Here is a 20,260-nt window from a genome sequence, read left to right on the forward strand (position 1 = left end):
CCAAGTATCTGAGCAACTTTTGTTTGATTACCGCTATATTTATTCAGGGCTTCAATAATGGCATTTTTTTCTTGCTCTGCAAGGGTTGTTACAATGAATGACTTTCTCTTTTCATTCTCCAGAGGGTTTATGGCAATACTATCGAATTCTTTTTGTGGCAGTAAAAGCTCATGGATATGTATTGTTTCATCTTTCGATAATGCAACTGCCCTTTCCAGCATATTCTGAAGTTCCCTGATATTACCAGGCCAATCATAATTCGCTAACGCATACATCGCCTCTTTCGATAACTCCCTTTTTCCCTTTTTCTGTTTTTCTAAAATTTTTTCTAAAAAATACTCCACCAGAAGCGGAATATCTTCCCTTCGTTCCCTCAGAGGTGGAAGATGAATGCGTATCACATTAATTCTATAAAACAGATCTTTTCTAAACCTTCCCGATTCGACAGCTTGCTCCAAATTCTCATTCGTGGCCGCAATGATCCGGGCATCCACATACATCGATTTATTTCCGCCAACAAGGCGAATCTCCCCGTCTTGAAGGAACCGCAAGAGCTTAACTTGGGTAGAAGGGGAAGTCTCGCCAACCTCATCCAGCAGAATCGTCCCTTTTTGGGCTTGCTGAAACAATCCTATTTTATCCCGAATAGCTCCGGTAAAAGCACCCTTCACGTGTCCAAATAACTCACTTTCCTGCAGATTCTCAGGTAATGCACCACAATTTATCACTACAAATGGACCTTCTTTTCGTGAACTATTATAATGAATTGCCTTTGCAATCAACTCTTTTCCCGTCCCGCTCTCGCCGGTCACCAGAACCGTACTCTCGGTACGGCATATATGTGAGGTTATTTTTAACACCTCCAGCATTGCAGGGGAATTACCTACAATACCCTCAAATTTATATTTCTCCCGAATTTCCCCTTCAAGGTACCTCACTCTGTCCTTCAGGCTTTTTTTCTCAATTGCCTTTTTTGCAACCCTGAGGATCTCCTGATGACGAAAAGGTTTCGTCACATAGTCGTATGCACCGTCCCGAATCGCTTGCACCGCAGTACTAATGGTGCCATAAGCAGTAATAAGCACTACTTCTGTGGAAGGATTTGCAGTCTTCACCGTCTTGAGCACTTCCAGGCCATCTACTTTTTTCATCTTCAGATCGGTGATAACAAGGTCATACACAGTATGGCCACATAATTTTTGAATAGCCTCTTCTCCGCTCGAAGCGCCTTCAACCTGATACCCCTCGTCTCTGAATGCTATTATAAGGGATTCTCTCATGGCATCCTGATCTTCAACTACAAGGATTTTACCATCTTCCATAATTTTTTTTCATCCCATTAAAAGATTGTTTTTAATTTTCTCTTTTCCGTTCCCCATAGGGCCAACAGGCAGCTTAATAGAAAAGGTCGTCCCCTTGCTTTCTTTGCTTTTCACATCTATCGTTCCGCCATGATCATCAATAATACGTTGAACGACAGAAAGACCCAACCCTGTTCCTTCCGATTTTGTAGTATAGAAAGGCTCAAATATTTTATCCAATTCATGAGATGGTATGCCTCCTCCCGTATCTGATATGATAATTTCCACTGCATCCCGCAAAAATAAGGTTGTTTTTCTCACCATTATCCTGATCTGCCCGCCTTGTGGCATAGCATCTAAGGAATTGATCAATAAATTCCAAAATACCTGATGAATCAGATCGGTATCAAGATAAACTTTCGGTAATACGCTCTCATAAATCTCCTTTATTTCTACCTGATCTGTATACCGGCTATCCTGCTCTAACAGAAAAATAGTATTCTTAATTACTTCCCGAATATTTTGCAGGGAAAAGGAAGGCTCCCGGGGATGGGCAAAGGTTAAAAAATCACTGATAATCCTGTCCAGCCTCTCTGATTGTTCCACAATCATCTCCAGGAGATCCTTATCCTGACCTGTCACTCTTAAGTGAGCATCCAAAATTCCTACAGAATTGCATATCGCACCCAGCGGATTCCGAATCTCATGCGCAATTGCCGCAGCCAGTTCGCCCATTGAGGCAAGTTTTTCTGACCGGCGCACCTGTTCCTCCATATTTTTCCTTTCGGTAATATCCCGTACAAACGCCCGTGTGCAAATATATTCTTTCGTCTTGTTATTATAAAGACCTGTCCCATTAATCTCGACGTTAATTTCTTTCCCTGTTTTCGTTAAAAACACCGTCTCCAATTCACCACTTCCGGTTTCAACCATCCGTTTCATATATCTTTTTATTTCTTCTTTCTGTTCATTTGGGACAATATCCTCAAGCGTCATCTGCATCATTTCCTGAAGGGAGTATCCTAATTTGTTTAATTCTGTTTTATTTACATTAATAAATTTCCCTTCGGGACCAATCTCATGGATCATTTCCGGCGCATTCTCCACAAGATCTCTGTATTTCTTCTCTGATTCCTTTATGAATATGAACAGCCTGGCATTTTCTATGGCAATAGCTAATTGTGGAGTAATTTGATGTAATAAACTCAAGTGTATTTCCGTAAAAGCGCCTTTCTTTCTGCTTCCCAACGTAATGGTTCCGATAGTAATTCCCTTTGATTTTAAAGGAACACATACGTAAGAGCGGATACCCTTTTGGGATAATTCCTGATCGATCAGATACGTACTCCCAATCGTATCCGGAACAAAAACAGGCATACCTGTCTTCACAGCAATACCTTGCGCCGTTGTATCGAACGGATATGGATTCCTGTTTAACCAGTCTACAGGAGATAGCACTCCATGAACAATATGAGAATCCTCCGTAACTTCTGCCCCATCGTTAGAACACGTCACCCCTAACCAGGTAAAATCAATGATACGTTTTAGCTCATGATAAACGTTTGTATAAATTCCTTTAATATGTAAACCAGAAGCAATCGTCTTATTGATGTTATTGATAATCTCCTTTTCCAGTGCCACCAGTTTTTCTTTCGTAATATCCTTCGATATTACGACAAATCCGATAGGATGCCCCATCTCATCACGCCGTAAGGTAAAAGTTACATGAACGGGAAAGACATCGCCATTCTTTCTCTTTCTCATCACTTCCCCCTCATATCTACCCGTTTTACGTGCTGCCTCTAAGATATAGTCTACTTTTCCCGATTTCACGTCCTCATCCGTATGAAGGATTCTTACATTGGCTATCCCAATCATTTCCTCCGGTTTATAGCCATAAATAAGACTCGCCCCTTCATTGAATGCAAGAATATTACCCTGTAAATCTTCAGCAATAATCGAATATTCCGTAGAGCCAGCCAGAATGCTATTCAAAAAGTTTGTTGTCTCCTGAAGTTCAAGGGTTCTCTCTTTTACGGTATTTTCAAGATCAGTTGTGTAATTCCTTAATTTTATCGTTTTTTCTTCAAGCGAGCCTGCCATCGCATTAAATGCCTTTGCCAGTTCATTAATCTCATCCTTTTTGCTGCTGACTTTTACCCGCTGTCCCAGATCGCCACTCGCAATCTTTTTCGTTACTTCTGTTATATTGAAAATAGGGGCTGAAATCCTTTTACCAAAGTAAAATGAAATCAGTATCAGGGGAAGCGCTAATACCAAAAGGGTTGAAAGAACAAATTTCTTTAAATTGTAAGCCGCTCCGTATCCTTCGTGAATATCAATTTGCGCAAGTAAGCCACAATCATATTCCGGAATCCAGCACCACGCGCCCAAAACCTTCTTACCATCGTAATTTATATAACCTTCTGCATCATATCCGTCGTTACAACTCAGGCATTTCTGAGCTCCATCGGTAAGCATCCCTGTATGGGGATTCGCTATTCTTAACTCCAATGAAGTTCTTCGCTGAATCAGATCTGTCTTTTTTAACTCGTCTGCAAATCTTGATTCTGTCAGCATGTATCCTTCTCTGTTGATAAGAAAAGTTTCCCCTGTTTTCCCCAATTCTGCACTTCTCATGATGTCACTGAGAGATGCTGTATCCATCCGGAGAATGACCGCTCCTATGGTAACGCTATTGGAATCTGCAAGCGGAGCAGAGATAAATATCGTTGGGACGCCACTATTACTATCCTTATTCTTACTTCCCGGCTGAGCAAAAAGCTGAATCCTGGATATAAAAACAGTTCCGTTCAGGGCTTCTCTGCAATAATCATACCTTACAATATTGGAACCAACCCATTCCTTTTCCGTAGCTGCGAGTATGATTCCGTCCCGCAAGGTAATAGATATGCCTTTGTATCCATACTCTGCTCTCAGCATCTCCATATAATCGTAGAGTTTCCGGAAATCATCCCCCTTATCGTTACTATTCTTTCCCAGCATGGCAGAAATGTTCCTGCTGATGATCTTTGCATCGTGTCTTCGCTCATGAAACCACATTTTTAAAATTTCTGCCTGCTTTTGTTTCACCCCTTCCAGGTTTCTTATTAAAGCCTCTTCCAAATCTTTCTGTGCCTTGGGAAATGCCATAAAACGCAGCAACAATAATGGCATAAACGAACACAATAAAAAGATCAGTATTAATTTGTACTTAATCGATTTTAACAAGAATATTTTCCTATGATAACAATTCGGCACAGTGGCTTATGAAATTACATGAGCCAGAAAATAGCCTTTTTATTTCAAACTTTTCCATCCTTGGTACACTATCAAGATGATTCATGATACTGAGGCTGCCTCAATTGTCCACGATTGAATCGGGACGTTGAGCATTTCTCCAGAAGCTATCCCAAAACCTATTTCTGTACGGGAACCTCTCTATCTTCAAATGATTCTAAATACTAACAATGAGGTTTCTAGATAACTCCCCAGACCGGGTGGCACGGACAAACTTCGTTTGTCCGTGCTTATTTACCTGCGTACATGGATATGGATTACAAAACACTGACAAACAAAGTTTGTCAGTGCCACCCCAGGAATCGGCTTACAGAGTATGAAAAATTCTCTCCTTATACCTACTATGTCTCACATGATTCCAGATACTAAATTGAGGTTTTGGGATAACCTCTCAGGTATTATCTTGTCATTGCGAGGGGTTTTTTCCCGAAGCAATCTCTTTTCTGAACTATTCAAGAGATTGTTTCGGACACTACCCTCGCAATGACAAGATACTATCTGAGAGAAATACTCAACGTCCCGATTCAATCGTGGAAGATTGAGCCAGCCGTAGTATCATAAATTATCTTGACACTGTACTAGATATGTCCCCGACTCAGTATATGATACCTTGAATCAATCAAATCCCTGCTTTATGGGTAAGATAGAGCAGCCCATCGGGTAAAGAATAGTTATAGGGAAATGGACATAACTTTTCGCTCAACTGACGTATCACATAATGGTACATTCTTTCGGCCTCTTCCGGAGACATCCCCTGATCTACTTCATAAAAATAGCCCAATCCCAAATCCTCACTCCCGGGAGCCATCAAGCTCCTCAGTCCATATTTCTCAGGATTATGAGTAACAGGAGAATCCTTCTCCATTCCAAAAAGAGATGGCAAGCAGGAAAAACCTGTTGAAGCCAGATATTCTTTGGTGAGCACAAAATCAAGCGTCTCTTGCGCCTCTTTCCCGGTTTCTGTCGGAAATCCGATGATAATATAGAGATGAAATGATATGCCCGCTTCTAAACAGGCATTCAATATGTTTTTCACCACATCGGTCTTAATCCCCTTTTTCATCAAATCCAGTACCCTCTGATTATACGATTCCAGACCAAACACCAGCTTTTGACATCCTGACTTCGCCATCTTCCCCAATAAATCACTATCGAGGGCATTCTCAAACCTTACCCCTGCCATCCACTTGATGTTCTGCCGGCTCTCCAGAAGATTTTGTGATATCTCCCGCAATTGATTCATAGGAACGGACTCATCCGTAAAGAAGAAATACGGCGTATGATACTTATGTGAAAGTGTACGGATATCTTCCATCAGCAATTCAGTCCGACGCAACCGGAAATTCCTGTGGTCCAGATGTAAATTGCAAAAGGCACATTTCCGGTAGTAACACCCCCTCGATGTTTGTACCGGTAAAACAGACTCAGGGGCATGATACAGTTTTAAGGGAAGACCATCAAAGTCAGGCGTAGGCAACGCATTCAAATCTTCTGCATAAAATGGCTCATTGATCCTCGTAATGTTGTTTTCCCGATACACCAGATTAGGCACTTTCCGGAAATCCCGCTTGCCGTCCACTTGTTCTACAAGCCTCAGCAAGGCATGCTCACCCTCAAAAACAATAAAGCTGTCTACAACCGAGAACATGCTATCTATCTTTTTCAGGTTTTCAATGAGCTTGGTAAAAACACTCCCCCCTATCGTAATGTAGATTTCTTTATTCCGATCCCTGAGTAATTTTGCAAGGGTTAATCCAGGTATGATCTGTGAAGTGCTGGTAATGGAAATACCCAGCAGATCGGGAGGAAAATCGATGATGGAAGAAAGAATGTGATCCTTATACAGATTGAGGAATATATTTTCCTCTTCATCACCCAGCGCCCGAAAAATTTCTTGTGAAGAATATACCGAATACCGCATATCATTGCTGAGCGCAGTCAGTGAAGAGGGATAGTACAAGGCAGACATGAGACTGAGGGATTCATTGATAATGTGAACACTTTCCATATACCGCTCAAGATTATAAAAACCTTCGGATCTCAACGTATTTTTCGCAGGCTCTATCTTATCAATTATCGCAGGAATAACTTCCGATGCATGAGCCAATGCCTGATATTTTTCTTGCCAATTCGCAGAGGCGCTCCGCCGGGGCGTCCCCCATGAATTATCCATACGCCGTAAGGCGCCGATAATCTTTTGATAAAATTCACTACAGGTTTTTTTGGTGAGGAGTATATCCAGCAACTCGATATTCAAATCCCGCTGGACAACATCGTGAACGCCCTGTTGCCTTAAAAAGGCAGTTAGTGACGGTAAACTCAGATACGGCTGAGAAGGATGCCAGGATGGGGGAAATAGTAACAACACTCTCATTATTTCACGTTTATTCGCCTCCGGACTTATGTATCGATTTCACCTTCGGCGGCATAATCGAATCCAGATGTAACGCCTCTCTGCCTGCAAGGATATCCATTTGCTTTTGTGCCTGTATCTTCACAGGCAACCCGTATATCTTGATAAATCCAAGAGATGCACTATGATCAAAGGTGTCTTCTTTCTGATAAGTAGCTAACTTTTCATTATACAGGGATAGCGGTGATTTACGCCCCACTACCGTGCAGGTCCCTTTTGATAACCTCATACGGATCGTCCCGTTCATCAGGCGTTGATTACTCAGCACATAAGCCACGAGATCCTGATGAAAGGCAGAAAACCACAACCCGTTATAAATTAAATCCGCGTACTGGGCAGATATTATATCCTTAAATCTCAGGGCATCTTTTGTCATAATCATACCTTCCAGCGCCTTATGTGCCGTATGCAATATCATAGCAGCAGGAGATTCGTAAATCTCTCTGGACTTGATGCCTACAAGCCGGTTCTCCAAATGATCAATGCGGCCAACGCCGTGCTTCCCTCCCCATGCATTTAACGTATTAATCAGGGCAACACCGTCCATCTCCTCATCGTTAATTGCTATGGGAATACCCCTTGCAAACTCAATCTCAATATACTCGGATTCGTCAGGAGCGTCTTTTGCATTCTTCGTCCATTTGTAAACCTCCTCTGGCGGTTCTACCCATGGATCTTCCAGGACACCACACTCGATACTTCTTCCCCAAAGATTCTCATCCGTACTATAGGGGCTTTTAATCTTTGCTTCCACGGGGATATTATGTTCCTCGGCATATCGGATCTCCTCATCACGGGTCATCTTCCACTCCCTTACCGGTGCAATAATCTGTAACCGGGGATTCAAGACCTGTAAAGATACATCTAATCGCACCTGGTCGTTTCCCTTCCCGGTGCAACCGTGAGCCACAGCATCTGCATTTTCTTCAAGTGCTACATCTGCCAATAATTTCGCAATAAGCGGCCTGCCGAGAGCCGTTGCCAGAGGATAAACCCCTTCATATAATGCCCCTGCCTGCAGAGCGGGAAATATGAAATATTTAACAAAGGTATCCTTTGCGTCAATCACAATCGCCTTTTTAGCCCCGATTTTTAGCGCCTTTTCCCGAATGGCATCCAGATCCTTTACCGCGCCCAGATCAATAGTTACCGTAATAACATCCATATGGTATTTTTCGGGAATCCATTTAATTGCCACAGAGGTATCAAGACCACCTGAATAGGCCAATACCACCTTTTTTCGTTGCTCAGACATGGGTATAAATCTCCAGAACGTTTATTAAGTATTCTTAGATTTGAAAACGACCATTTCAAAATGAAATTATATCAGACAGGAAGTAATAATCAAATGATTTTCATTATGAAATGATTCGCCACAAGACTCTTTTTCTTGATACATCTCTCAGATAGTTTTATCTTGTGCAATCCAGGATGTCTTTTGTAAACTCTCACCAGAGTAATCCCCCTTGATTCCCCTTTACAAAAATATAATTTCAATTGACAACACTATCGGATCAAGATATCATATATCGATATCTATGAACAATATTAATTCTGCCATGTTACGAGACATTCATCTCGCATTCATAAAAATGCATATCCTATACCATGCCTCAAAAGAAGATATCTTTGGTATTGGTTTGATCGAGGAATTGGGAAGACATGGATACAAGCTTAGTCCGGGTACGCTTTACCCAACATTGGCAAAAATGCAGCAGGCAGGTCTTTTGACTTGCGAGTGCAGGACTGTTCAGCACAAGCAGCGGAAATATTACAAGATTACCCGTAACGGGATAAGACTGCTTAACGAGGCGAAGGTCAAGTTGAGGGAATTATATAAAGAAGTTGTGGAAGGAACATGAGAAACAGTTTTGATTATCAAGGATTTAATATATTAAAAATACGGCCAATTCGGGCAATGATCTTATGGCCTGGATTTCCCTATATTTTTCAGTTCGTTATGCTTGCGGTATTTATATCCCTTGCAATTATTGGTTGGGGATGTTTTGCTCCGAAAGGGGTAAATGATAAACTCTACGCCAAGGCTCATATTACTAATCTGATGGTTTGGGGATTATGGTGGCCTTCTATGGTATGGGGAGCAGTGCTCTTTGGCCGTATCTGGTGCATGGTATGTCCGCCTGAGCTTGTTGCTCAGGGAACCGAACGACTTGCGCGAATACTCGGCGTAAGGCAATTTGTTCTGGGTAAATGGTTGAGATCAGGTGTGTTAATTCTGGGTATCTACGCCCTTATCCAGCTTTTTATTGCTGGTGTGCACTTGCATCGTGTCCCGGCTTATACATCGTTATTTTTGTGGAGCTTGCTGGTAATAGCTGGAATCGTTGGCTTCTTTTTCAAAGATCGCTCATTTTGCCGCGGCTTCTGTCCGATTGGGCTCTTATTGAGCACCTATGGGCGGGGTGGAATGCTGGCGGTACGTGCCGGGTCGGACCAGATTTGCACTGCCTGTACAGGTAAAGATTGCATCATGGCGTGCAACCGGAACAAATTTTATGGACGAAGCTGTCCAAGTCTGTTAAATCCACCGAAACTAAACAGCAACCGTGATTGTCTTGTCTGCGGTCAGTGTATAAAATCATGCAAGCCTGACAATATGCAGTTGGTTCTGCGTCGTCCATTTCATCCGGCTGACGCCCGTGAGCCGTTAGCATCATGGCCGGTCACTATTTTTATTATGATGATTTCCGGATTTGTAACGGGCGAGTTATGCAGTGAATGGAGTACTGCACAATCCGTTTTTCTCTGGCTTCCCAGACATTTTACAGAACACCTCAAGCTCTTCTCAATCGAAGGTTGGATAGAAGGGCTTTGGATGTTAGGTATCTATCCATTAGCATTATGGCTTGTCCTTGGTATACTAACTTTGCCGAATAGTAATACTGCATCTTTATCTATAATAAAATCCTGGCGCCTTTTAGCACTCCCGCTTATAGTCATTGTCTCAACGGGACATATGGCCAAAGGATTGGCAAAGTTTACATCATGGCTAGGGTTCCTTCCCTATGCATTAAAAGACCCCTTTGGCATCAAGACTGTTTCAGGAATAACCTCGAAAACCATTTCACAGCCTCTACCCATGCTATCCATGCCTTTTGTTTCCGTTATTGGGATAGTACTTATTATTACAGGAGTATATTTTAGCATACGCGAAGCGTACCTTGCTAATCCAGAAACATATCATCAGCGTCTCGTATCAAAATGTGCGTTAGCTAGCCTCTTTATTTTTCTTGTCACAGGATGGGGATTCTTTCAGTAGAAAGGGATATACATGGCCTATTTCATCATTTGCACGGTAGCACTTATCGTTTCTGCTTTAACACTTTTTTCTGGCTTTGGATTAGGTACCCTTCTGATGCCGGCCTTTGCGATTTTTTTCCCTATAGAAATTGCCATTGCAACAACTGCCATCGTTCATCTGGCGAATAATTTCTTCAAATTAGCACTCGTTGGTAACATGGCAGATTTTAAAACAGTGCTGAAGTTTGCTCTCCCCGCCTCAATTATGGCCATTATAGGGGCATTCCTGTTAAACTATTTTGCGAATATTCAACCCATTGCAGAATACAAGCTTGCGGGAAAAACCTTCACCATTACAGCCGTAAAACTGGTGATTGCCACTCTTTTGGCAATTTTTGCAATCTTAGAACTCAGTCCACATTTTGAAAAACTTGGATTTCATCCGAGGTATATTCCCCTCGGCGGGGCACTTTCCGGATTCTTTGGTGGACTGTCAGGCCAACAAGGTGCCCTGCGTTCCGCTTTTTTGATCAGAGCAGGATTGAAAAAAGAGTCTTTTATTGGAACATCAGTTGTTTCTGCTGTGATAGTGGATATAGCCCGTCTCATGGTCTATGGAGTTACCTTCTTCTCAAAAAATCTTGCTGTACTTCAGGACCAGATAGGGATTGGATTAGTTACGGCTGCTACCTTAACAGCATTTTTAGGATCGTTTATTGGCTCGCGCCTGATCAAAAAAATTACCATGCGTACCATCCAAATCATCGTTGGACTACTCTTGCTTCTCGTATCGTTAGCGATGGCAGTTGGATTGATATGATCTATGATTATTGATAGAACAAGAGCGAAAGGAGCGTTTCAGTGAAACAGACACGAACAGGAATTTGGACGAAAAAGAGTTACGGGAAGATTGTATCGCTTCATCACAGATTTCTTATTTGTATATGCACGCTATTCTGCTATATCCTTTTCGCCATTTTACTTTTTACTCTCCTCCAGGCTGAAGAATTTTCTGAGAAAAAACCGGATCTCACCCTTTCAAACTTCTTTTCCGAAGGTTGGAAATTTGGTCAATGGGAAGAACCCAAACAGGCGCCAGACCAGGCCCCTCGTTTCAGACTCCTTAAGATTCCTGCCACGGTCTTTGAGCGTGAGGTGCGTATGAACTACTCGTTCACGAATAACGGTGACAGAGGTAAGATTGATGAGCACGAATGGGAGTTTGAGTTTGAAATGCCAATCAGCCGAAGGCTTTTACTGGAAATTGAGCCAACCATAGTATCACTATCCCCCAACAACGGTAACGATCATAGTGGCATTGGCGATACCTCACTTATAACCAGAGTAATGCTTCTTGAGACACGGAACACGACATTTCTATCTATATTGGATGTAAAATTTCCGACCGGAGATGAGGATCTTGGATTAGGAAGTGGTATGACTACCATCAGTCCCGGTGTTGGTATGTGGAGAGATCTTGGCAGACGTTTTGCCTTTCATGGATTCTTCGGGCTTGATATTCCGGCAGGGGGGAAAACAGACGATGACCCGGATACCACAGTTGTCTATGGTACTGCCTTGACCAAAACCATTACACCAAAAGATGCGCCATTCTTTGGCAATCTTACCTTATTTGTCGAACTGAACGGAAGTTCGGATGTGGGAACTGACGATGATACTACGGTAGTAAGCATTCTTCCCGGTGTTCGATGGAACCTCGGGCACGAATTCTGGCTCATGCCAGGAATAGAATTTCCCGTAATTGGGCAGGATGAATTTGACAGCAGAATTTGGTTTAGCGTGTTAAAGGACTTCTGAGAAAAAGTATTTAAGGTAGTTACTCAAAATACTGTTGGATTATAAGGGTTATCCAAAAAGGGAACATCATATCATTACGAAGGAGGAGTGACTGAAGAATCGTAATCCCCCTTGATCCCCCTTTAGAAAAGGGGGAGGCATGCGAGTAGTTGAGAAAAGAGGGAAATATATGAGTGTTTTAGAAAAGGGAACTTGGGAAGTATTACCAAAGGGGAAGCAGGGGATTGTTCATCCCCTTTCCTCCTTCCTAAACAAAAAAAATACCCTCATTTTCCTCTTTTCTCAACACTTATACATTTTTCCCCCTTTTCTAAAGGGGAACTAAGGGGGATTACGTCTCTTTTCCTTTGCTTCGGGCTTCGGCTTGTTCTCAATGACCGTAAAAGATAATCTTTTCGGACAGCCTCCGGATCGGATTTGCATCTTATGGTGAGTAATTACGAAAATGGTTCTTAATCCCGATTATTTCTGAATACCAGGGAGAACTACAATAACCTTAGTAAATTCTCCTTCAATACTTTCAATCAAAATTTTACCACCATGATCTCTGATAATGCTGTGACTAATGCTTAAACCTAGCCCGGTTGCTTTGTGTCTGGGTTTTGTAGTAAAAAAGGGATCTAAAACTTTATGAATTATATTGGCAGGTATACCAGTACCGTGATCACAAAACGTAATTTTCACATAGGGGTGATTATCTATAAGTATCTCTTCACCCAGGATTTCAAGGATTTTATCATCGTGTGCTTCCGGATATTTTTCATTCAGGGCATATCGTGCATTGCTTATGATATTCAAAAAAACCTGTTGGATCTGCCGTAGATATGCAGATATTCTCGATAGGTTTGGGGATATATCCGATTTTACCTTGATACCCTCTTTTCGTAATTGTGCCTCTATCAAAATAAGGGTGTCTGATAGCACTTCTTGAATCCTGACAATACTTTTTTCCTCTTTTCCATCTCCGGAGCTATCAAGAGAAAGGAGACTATGGACTATGTTAACGACACGATCACCCTCTTTGATAATCCGATGAGCAATATCTCTTTCCTTGCTTCCCTCTTTACTTTTATTAAACAATATTTGGGCGCAATTAATAATACCCGTCATAGGGTTGTTAATTTCATGACCTACACCGGTTGCTAACACTCCCAATGCCACCAGGTGTCTATTGCGTATAGCCTCCATTTGTAAAGCTACTTTTTCCGTAACATCCCAGAAAATACCCAAGACACCGATGATCGTACCTTTTTCATCTCTGATAGGAGTTTTAACGATATGAATAATCATTTCCTGTCCATCTTTGATATATTCCTCTTCTCTATCCTTCGTTTGCCCTGATTCAATAACCCTCTTATCACTTGCCCGGTATTTTTCAGCAAGCTCTTTAGGGTAAAAGTCATAATCCGTCTTCCCGGTGATTTCATCTGGTTTGATACGTAAATCCCTGGCTAAATTTTCATTACAGGACATATATATTGAATTCTTATCTTTATAAAATATCCTTTGGGGAAGATTCTCAAGAAGCAATCGATATTTATGCTCACTCATCCGCAATGTCTCTTCTGCCTGTTTACGTTCTGTAATATCATGGACCGTCCCATTCATCTGAATTGCCCTGCCAGTATCATCAAAAATTACTTCTGCCTCTTCGTGTACGATACGCATAGAGCCGCCTGGTAAAATGATACGATGATCAATACGGTATGGCTTTTTCTGATATAAAGCCTCGTTAACAGATCTTTTTACCAATTCCCGGTCGTCGGGATGAACAGAATCCAAAAATGCTTCGTATGTCACACCGAATGTCTGTGGAATCAAACCGAAGATACGGTATATCTCGTCAGACCACCATAATTCGTTTTTCACGATATTCCATTCCCAATTTCCTAAATGGGCAATTCGTTGAGCGTTAGCAAGTCTGGCTTCGCTTTTCCGCAAAGAGCTTTCTGCTTGTTTACGTTCCAAAACTTCTAAGTGTAACTTATGACATGCTTTCTTTAGCCCTGCCGTTCGTTCGGCTACGCGTTGCTCCAGGGATCTGTTCAGTATCCTTAATTCTTCTTCCATCCGTTTCCGTTCGGTAATATCTTCCTTAACAGCAACGAAATGGGTAATGATACCTTTCGAGTTTTTAACGGGAGAAATGGATGCAAGTTCACAATAGAGTTCACCATTCTTTCCCTTGTTCATAAATTCTCCCCGCCATTCACCACCGGAGGTAATCGTGGTCCATAACCGTTTGTATTCTCCAGGAAGCGTTTTGCCGGATTTTAAAATACGTGGGTTCTTTCCCATGACTTCCTTAAGGGCATAACCTGTCATTTGAGTAAATTTAGGGTTTACATACTCGATGTTGCCCTTGTTATCGGTAATTACAATAAGACTTGCACTTTGTTCAACGGCATTTGATATCTTGCGAAGTTCTTCCTCTAACCGCTTGAGCTCTGTAATGTCTTGCGCTGTTCCATTTATTTGGATCGCTTTTCCCGTAGTATCAAAAATAACCTCGGCCTGTACATGAACAATACGCTCAGTATCACTTTCCAAAATGATACGGAAGTCAATATTGAAAGGCTTTTTCTCATGCAAAGCTTCATAAACAGTCTTTTCCACAAATTCTTTATCATCGGGATGAACAAAATTTATGAATGATTCATATGTTCCGGCAAATTCTTGTAGTGTCTGAGGTGTCAAGCCACAGATGCGATAGAATTCATCAGATCCAAACACTTTGTTTTTTACAACATCCCATTCAAAATTTCCCAGATGTGCAATTCTTTGTGCATTGGCAAGACTGGCATTGCTTTTCTGTAACATTTCCTCAGCCCGCTTATGCTCAGTAATTTCTCTTTGCAATTCTTCATTTACCTTTTTTAGCGCCGATGTCCTTTCTGCTACATGCTGTTCAAGAATCTTATTAAATTCCTTTAATTCATCCTCTATACGTTTGCGCTCAGTAATATCTCTAAAAATCCCTATGAGATATGCTTTTCCACCAAGGATTATATTAGCGGAACTAATGTCAGCATAAAAAACGCTGCCATCCTTTCTTTTTACGGGGATATCCTCGGCTAATACAATCTCCCCTTTTATTTGTTTTTCAAACTTTTCTATAACAGAAGGGAGGTCCTTCCCGGGATGGATGTCTATAACTTTTAAATCCCTGATCTCGTCATGACTGTAACCCAATATGTGACAAATCGCTTTATTACCAAGAAAGAATTGTCTTGTCTCAATATCTGCTAAAAGTATCCCATCTGTCGCATTATCAAAAATGGCCCTAAATTTTTGCTCTGACTCCTTCAGCGCTTCCTCTGCACTCTTATGCCCTGCAATTTCCCTTGCAAGCCCCTCAGCCATAATATTAAAGCTATTGGCTAACTCGCCAACTTCATCCTTGCCAATTACCTCTACCCGATAATCCAAATCACCTCTTGCAAATCTTTTTGTAACATAGATTAATTTATTGATAGGCTTTACTATTGAGACGACAAAGATAATGCCCATACTCGTTATTACACAAAAACTACTTATGCCTAATATTAATGCAATAGATCCTAATCCCCTTAATGGCCCAAAGATTTCAGCTTTATCTATCTCTGAGAAAAGTATCCAATCATAATCAGGTATACTCATTAAGGCACCAACAACAAACCTACCTCTATAATCTTTATACACACCAACCACTTCTTTACCATCCTCGATAATCCTGCGAACTGGCTCTGTATCCACTACCTGTTTCAATGGTGCATTATCGATAAATCTTGACTCTGTAAGCATAATTTTATCTTTGTTAATTAAATACACTTCGCCCGTCTTTCCCATTCCGGTACGGTCGGCTGTAATCTCATTGAGGGCTGAAAGAGAATAGACATTAATAATAACACCAAGTGAATGGGCGTCATGGATAGAAATAACTGAAGCAGAAACAGATATGCAATTCGCATTAAGATAAGGATAGTATCGTGGCTGGGAAACATATACCTCACCAAAATCCTTACCCGCTACTTTTAAATATATGCCATCATGAGAAATAGTATCTCCAACCAAATTTTCCTGAGTAGATGAGATAACCTTTCCATACGTATCAGTAATAATTATCGCTTTCAGATGTTGATATATTGGTATTTTATGTTTTAAAAGATAGCGGTTTAATCTTTTTATTTCTCCATCCTGTTGAGAATCTTCAATCCTGATAATTGTCTCACAAGTATTTCTTATAAACCCATCAGAACTGAAATCCACGGTACGTATCTTTAATTTCTCCATTAAAGATACTACATTGAGTCTTTTTGCCTCTGCAATCGTTCTCAATTCCTCTAAAGTTTTATATTTCAGGATATTTCTTGCATGAAGGTAATATAGGGTTGTGACTATGATAAAAGGTATGAGGGAAATACAGAGCACGAAGGTAAGGAATTTTCCTTTAATAGATTGGAATACACTCATTTTCAAAAATTCTCTGGCATTGAATCGTTTAGATTTTATGACTAAAGTTAAATATTTCAACAATCAATTCATAAATGACAATGAATCTAAAGTGTAACAAATTTATAGAGAAATATAAATAAGACAATTTCAAGCTAAGAGTATTATTCTCTAAGAAAAGAGGCTGTGTGTCCATTTTTCCTCTCTAATCCCCCTGTTTCCCCCTTTAGAAAAGGGGAATTTCTCTATTTTCCCCCTTTTCTAAAGGGGGACCAAGGGGGATTAAGGGATGTGTATGGTATTTCCTCCATCTCCACACCCCTTGATCCCTTCTTGTTAGAGAGGAAGTTTTGGTGTTTTACCTATATCAATGCTTAGCTTGATGCATATGGGATTGAGGGGTGGGTAAAAAGAAAAAGTCGTTGGGTTTTATCTTTTAAAACCCAACCTAATGTAACGTACATAGGGAAAGAATAACAATGGAACATTTCTCCTTAAGTTATCTATAGCTTCCGGTGGATGACAACATCACGTGTTAGCTACATCCCTTTTGTCCTCTTCCTTAATTGCTCTAACATCTCGTCTAAATATGGCCTGTCCCTGCTATTCATATAGGTTTCAGGGAAGAAGATAATATCTATAGTAACCGCCTTCTTCCCCTTTTCATCGACAGCAATCTTATGTAAAGTAATGGCAAACCGGGCATTATTAAAGAGTTTTGTATTATCAACAAATGGCATATCATAATCGCTCAAACTAAATTCAACATCAGCAATTTTTCCTATATGAGCGTTTTCTTGTACTATATCCGGTATATCCCACACATGAAGCTTTGCATAATCATTATTTTCGCTAATCTCGGTAACCTCGATACCCAGGCGATGACCTCTGTAAGCCGCCTCTGTTTCCGGAGGTACCATTATTCCGTATTCAGTACCTTCGTATAAAGTCTTCACAAAGAACATTCCCTCTTGTATCTGCGAGAGCATTGCTTCCTGCTTTTTCCCTATCTCTTTAGCAATACCTCTTAACCTCTCCCTTTCCTTATCACTAAGTTCAGATTCTAATCCTTCAAATAGCGGTTTAAGATTAAAAGACTCATGAAAATTTAAGGCCAAAAGATGGAGTAAGTTAATTTTTTCACCGTTTGATTTTTGATGTGAAGAGTTGCCAGAAAAAACAGTAATAAGGTTTTCGAACATTCTTGCCCTTAGCTCGCTATCGGCCACCTCTCTCTTGCTTACAATCTCTGCATAGAGTTGGTTACTCCTGTTCCTTTCCGCATTGATGTGAATTACCAGGGGAATAAAAACACCTGCTATAATGGCGCCAATACCAGGCAAGATTTTAGCTACAGCGTCTACCCAAGTGATTGATTTATTTTTCTTCTCCATTATGTCGTCTCTTTACCGTATTTTTATCAATCTGTTTCCTTTATGATCTATTCTCCAATTCTGCTCTGTTTCAGGGGAGAAAATTTTTATGCGCTCAGAAGAGAAGGACGTACCATGTATTTCCACGTTTAGCTCATATTCTCCGTCTGCCAGCCCAACTCTATAACCTCCAAATTCATTTGTTATGAGTTCTTTACTCTCGATCGTTACCTTGGTTTTGGCCAGAGGTTTTCCGTTCTCCTGGATTATCCTTCCATACAGAGCGCCTGCCGAGGCAACGTTACAAAATAAAAATACAACTATCCATCCTAAAATCAGCGCCTTCATTTCTCTATCCAATTTCTCAACACCTCCTTAAAATTCACTCTTGCTATTTGGTTTAACATACACCGTATCATCGTATAGGGCGTAAAGATCCATCCCACTCAGCCAGAAGGTAAATCTCAATTTACCATTTTTCGTTTCGGTAAAATCAAAATCTGGAGAAAACGATACGAGAAGCGGAAGCCCGGGTTCCCTGTATTCCGGCTTTGGATCGTTATGCACGTATCTTCCACTCGTCAGATCCTTTTCATCGGTAAAGAGGATTTGAACAGAGGTCTTGGGTATCGCCTCGGTGGGAGGCAGCGGCATATCTTCCGTATCGACATAGAATCGGATCTGACCAGCAAAACGGATTGGCTTGTTTTCAAAGAGCGGGGCTGCAAAGATGGGATTTGTATCCGATAAGTATTTCCGACGGCCCTTGCCCTCGTAGAAAAGACCCTTTACGGGCTCGCTGAAATACACTTCCGAGGACATATAAGCCAGACTCCACTTTTCTGTAAGCGGTGCCGGAGGTTCAGGAGATGGCGGCAAAGGCGGACCTTCAAAATTTTCAATCACCAGGAGCGCATACGATTCAGCGTTGGTGAGAGCCTGACTTAGACTCAGTTTTATAACTGCATCCCTGGCGATTACATTTTTCATTAACCCGATATGGTGGGCCGACTCATGAATGAGTGTACTTATCTGTTCAGTCAATGATTGATTGAAGAAAGTGGGGCATATTGAAATTATCGTGCCTGCCCCCGCATATGCGAATGCGTTCGGATCTTTATCGGCATTCTCTTCACCGCATTTTTTCCGTGAAACACATCGGAATAATTTCGGGTTGTCCAGCGCCTTTGCCATTTTCCTTAATCTATCAATGATCTTCTGAATCAGTTCGGGCTTATGCCGTCCACCTATAGCACCCTTAGCACCGGCAGGATGCTTAAAGAACCGATTGAGAGTACTTTCAGCTATGGTAATAGTTTCCTGAGGGCGGAGGAGATCTTCCAGATCACGGATCGTATGGTAAACCCACCGGGGAGCCCTGGATTGGGCAAGATCGAGATAAAAATTCTGCCCTGCCCAACAGCCCGGATACCTGCGCAATGCCAGGAACTCCAGGCTCGAATGATAGTTTGCCACCACAGTATCCCGTATACGCAGCCATTTCCCTATCAACGGGCTGTCAGCCGGATCTTCAGGATCCAGCTTACGGGTAATCCCCGTCTGTTCTGTGAAGATTCTGTTTGCCTCTTTATCTATTTCAGCGCGATCCGTCGGCGGAAGTTCCCGGTATCGTTCGGCCATTTTGCCCGGTGAATAGGATCTTGTTTCATCGATCTCAGGCTCTTTCGGATCCTTTTCCCTTTGTATTGCCGTTCCATTCCTCTGCTGCACCACAGGTACTAACTCATGAGCCAGGAGTCTTTTGTCTGATACGGCTGTATTGTCCGGCATCCGTATCGTCCGTTCAGCTATCCGGCTCACTTCCTGCTCATAGGTATCCCCTGGTTCATTAATCTTAAGCTTAGGCCGGACAGCGAGATTGTTCTTGCAGCGCGGACAACCTCCGCCGCAGGGACAACCCGGTTTGCGTTGTGTGACTGATGCAGGCAAAGTATTGAGAATAGATTGATGATGCTTCGAGGCGCCCCGTATAATACCATATTTTTGTTTACAAACATTATCCAGAGATGGCTTTTTGGCAAGGGTTAAAGACATACAACGCTTTTCTCCTTTCCATACCATTTTATACATTGGCAAAATATAACGAGCTACTCATGAACATGAGTTTACACGAAGAAAACAATCTCTTCAACACGTTTTTCATTCGTATTCATCTGTGTCATTGCGAGGGGTTTTTTCCCGAAGCAATCTTTTCTCAACTATTCAAGAGATTGCTTCGGACACTACCCTCGCAATGACAAGTTAAACCCTACACGGACAAACCATGTCCCTGTAGGGATCGTTTGTCCGTGCCACCCCGAAAACCGCTTACATACAATGAAAATTCCTCTGCAATCAAGCGA

Annotated in this window: 12 protein-coding genes; 4 read left to right on the top strand and 8 right to left on the bottom strand. The window is 41.6% G+C overall.

What is annotated here, in order from left to right:
* The 4 genes from FBQ94_RS04995 to FBQ94_RS05010 all read right to left on the bottom strand — a co-directional run.
* On the bottom strand, positions 1–1,322 hold a 1,322-nt coding region (locus tag FBQ94_RS04995; RefSeq protein WP_285442017.1), incomplete at its 3' end, for a sigma-54-dependent transcriptional regulator.
* A gap of 9 nt (positions 1,323–1,331) precedes the next feature.
* On the bottom strand, positions 1,332–4,478 hold the full coding sequence (locus FBQ94_RS05000; protein ID WP_285442018.1) for a PAS domain S-box protein: 3,147 nt from the start codon (positions 4,476–4,478) through the stop codon (positions 1,332–1,334).
* A gap of 742 nt (positions 4,479–5,220) precedes the next feature.
* Entirely contained in the window at positions 5,221–6,975 is a 1,755-nt protein-coding gene (locus FBQ94_RS05005; protein ID WP_040543583.1) for a B12-binding domain-containing radical SAM protein, read from the bottom strand.
* 10 nt (positions 6,976–6,985) lie between these two features.
* Positions 6,986–8,269, bottom strand: a complete 1,284-nt coding sequence (locus FBQ94_RS05010) for an argininosuccinate synthase (RefSeq protein WP_007221001.1) — start codon at positions 8,267–8,269, stop codon at positions 6,986–6,988.
* Positions 8,270–8,552: 283 nt separating this feature from the next.
* Between FBQ94_RS05010 and FBQ94_RS05015 the strand changes: the two genes are divergently transcribed.
* From FBQ94_RS05015 to FBQ94_RS05030, 4 genes are read left to right on the top strand one after another with little or no spacing between them, the layout of a single operon-like run.
* Positions 8,553–8,876 (top strand): PadR family transcriptional regulator, encoded by a 324-nt coding sequence (locus tag FBQ94_RS05015; RefSeq protein WP_285442019.1) that lies wholly within the window; start codon positions 8,553–8,555, stop codon positions 8,874–8,876.
* Complete coding sequence (locus tag FBQ94_RS05020) at positions 8,873–10,294, top strand: 4Fe-4S binding protein (RefSeq protein WP_007220999.1); 1,422 nt, start codon at positions 8,873–8,875, stop codon at positions 10,292–10,294. Before FBQ94_RS05015 ends, FBQ94_RS05020 begins: the two co-directional genes overlap by 4 nt.
* A gap of 12 nt (positions 10,295–10,306) precedes the next feature.
* Positions 10,307–11,095: a sulfite exporter TauE/SafE family protein gene (locus FBQ94_RS05025; protein WP_040543581.1), complete on the top strand. Its 789-nt coding sequence runs from the start codon at positions 10,307–10,309 to the stop codon at positions 11,093–11,095.
* A gap of 41 nt (positions 11,096–11,136) precedes the next feature.
* Positions 11,137–12,093, top strand: a complete 957-nt coding sequence (locus tag FBQ94_RS05030; RefSeq protein ID WP_007220997.1) for a transporter — start codon at positions 11,137–11,139, stop codon at positions 12,091–12,093.
* 462 nt (positions 12,094–12,555) lie between these two features.
* Here FBQ94_RS05030 and FBQ94_RS05035 read toward each other — a convergent pair whose 3' ends face one another.
* The 4 genes from FBQ94_RS05035 to FBQ94_RS05050 form a co-directional block, all read right to left on the bottom strand.
* Complete coding sequence (locus tag FBQ94_RS05035) at positions 12,556–16,545, bottom strand: PAS domain S-box protein (protein ID WP_051006157.1); 3,990 nt, start codon at positions 16,543–16,545, stop codon at positions 12,556–12,558.
* A gap of 518 nt (positions 16,546–17,063) precedes the next feature.
* Positions 17,064–17,918: a hypothetical protein gene (locus tag FBQ94_RS05040; RefSeq protein WP_007220993.1), complete on the bottom strand. Its 855-nt coding sequence runs from the start codon at positions 17,916–17,918 to the stop codon at positions 17,064–17,066.
* Between the two features lie 12 nt (positions 17,919–17,930).
* Positions 17,931–18,257, bottom strand: a complete 327-nt coding sequence (locus FBQ94_RS05045) for a peptidase associated/transthyretin-like domain-containing protein (protein WP_007220992.1) — start codon at positions 18,255–18,257, stop codon at positions 17,931–17,933.
* 15 nt (positions 18,258–18,272) lie between these two features.
* Positions 18,273–19,952 carry a M35 family metallo-endopeptidase gene (locus tag FBQ94_RS05050; protein WP_007220991.1) on the bottom strand — a complete coding sequence of 560 codons (1,680 nt, stop codon included), beginning with the start codon at positions 19,950–19,952 and terminating at the stop codon, positions 18,273–18,275.
* Positions 19,953–20,260: the final 308 nt, after the last annotated feature.

The sequence above is a fragment of the Candidatus Jettenia sp. AMX1 genome (assembly GCF_030263775.1).
Taxonomy (GTDB): Bacteria; Planctomycetota; Brocadiia; order Brocadiales; family Brocadiaceae; genus Jettenia; species Jettenia caeni.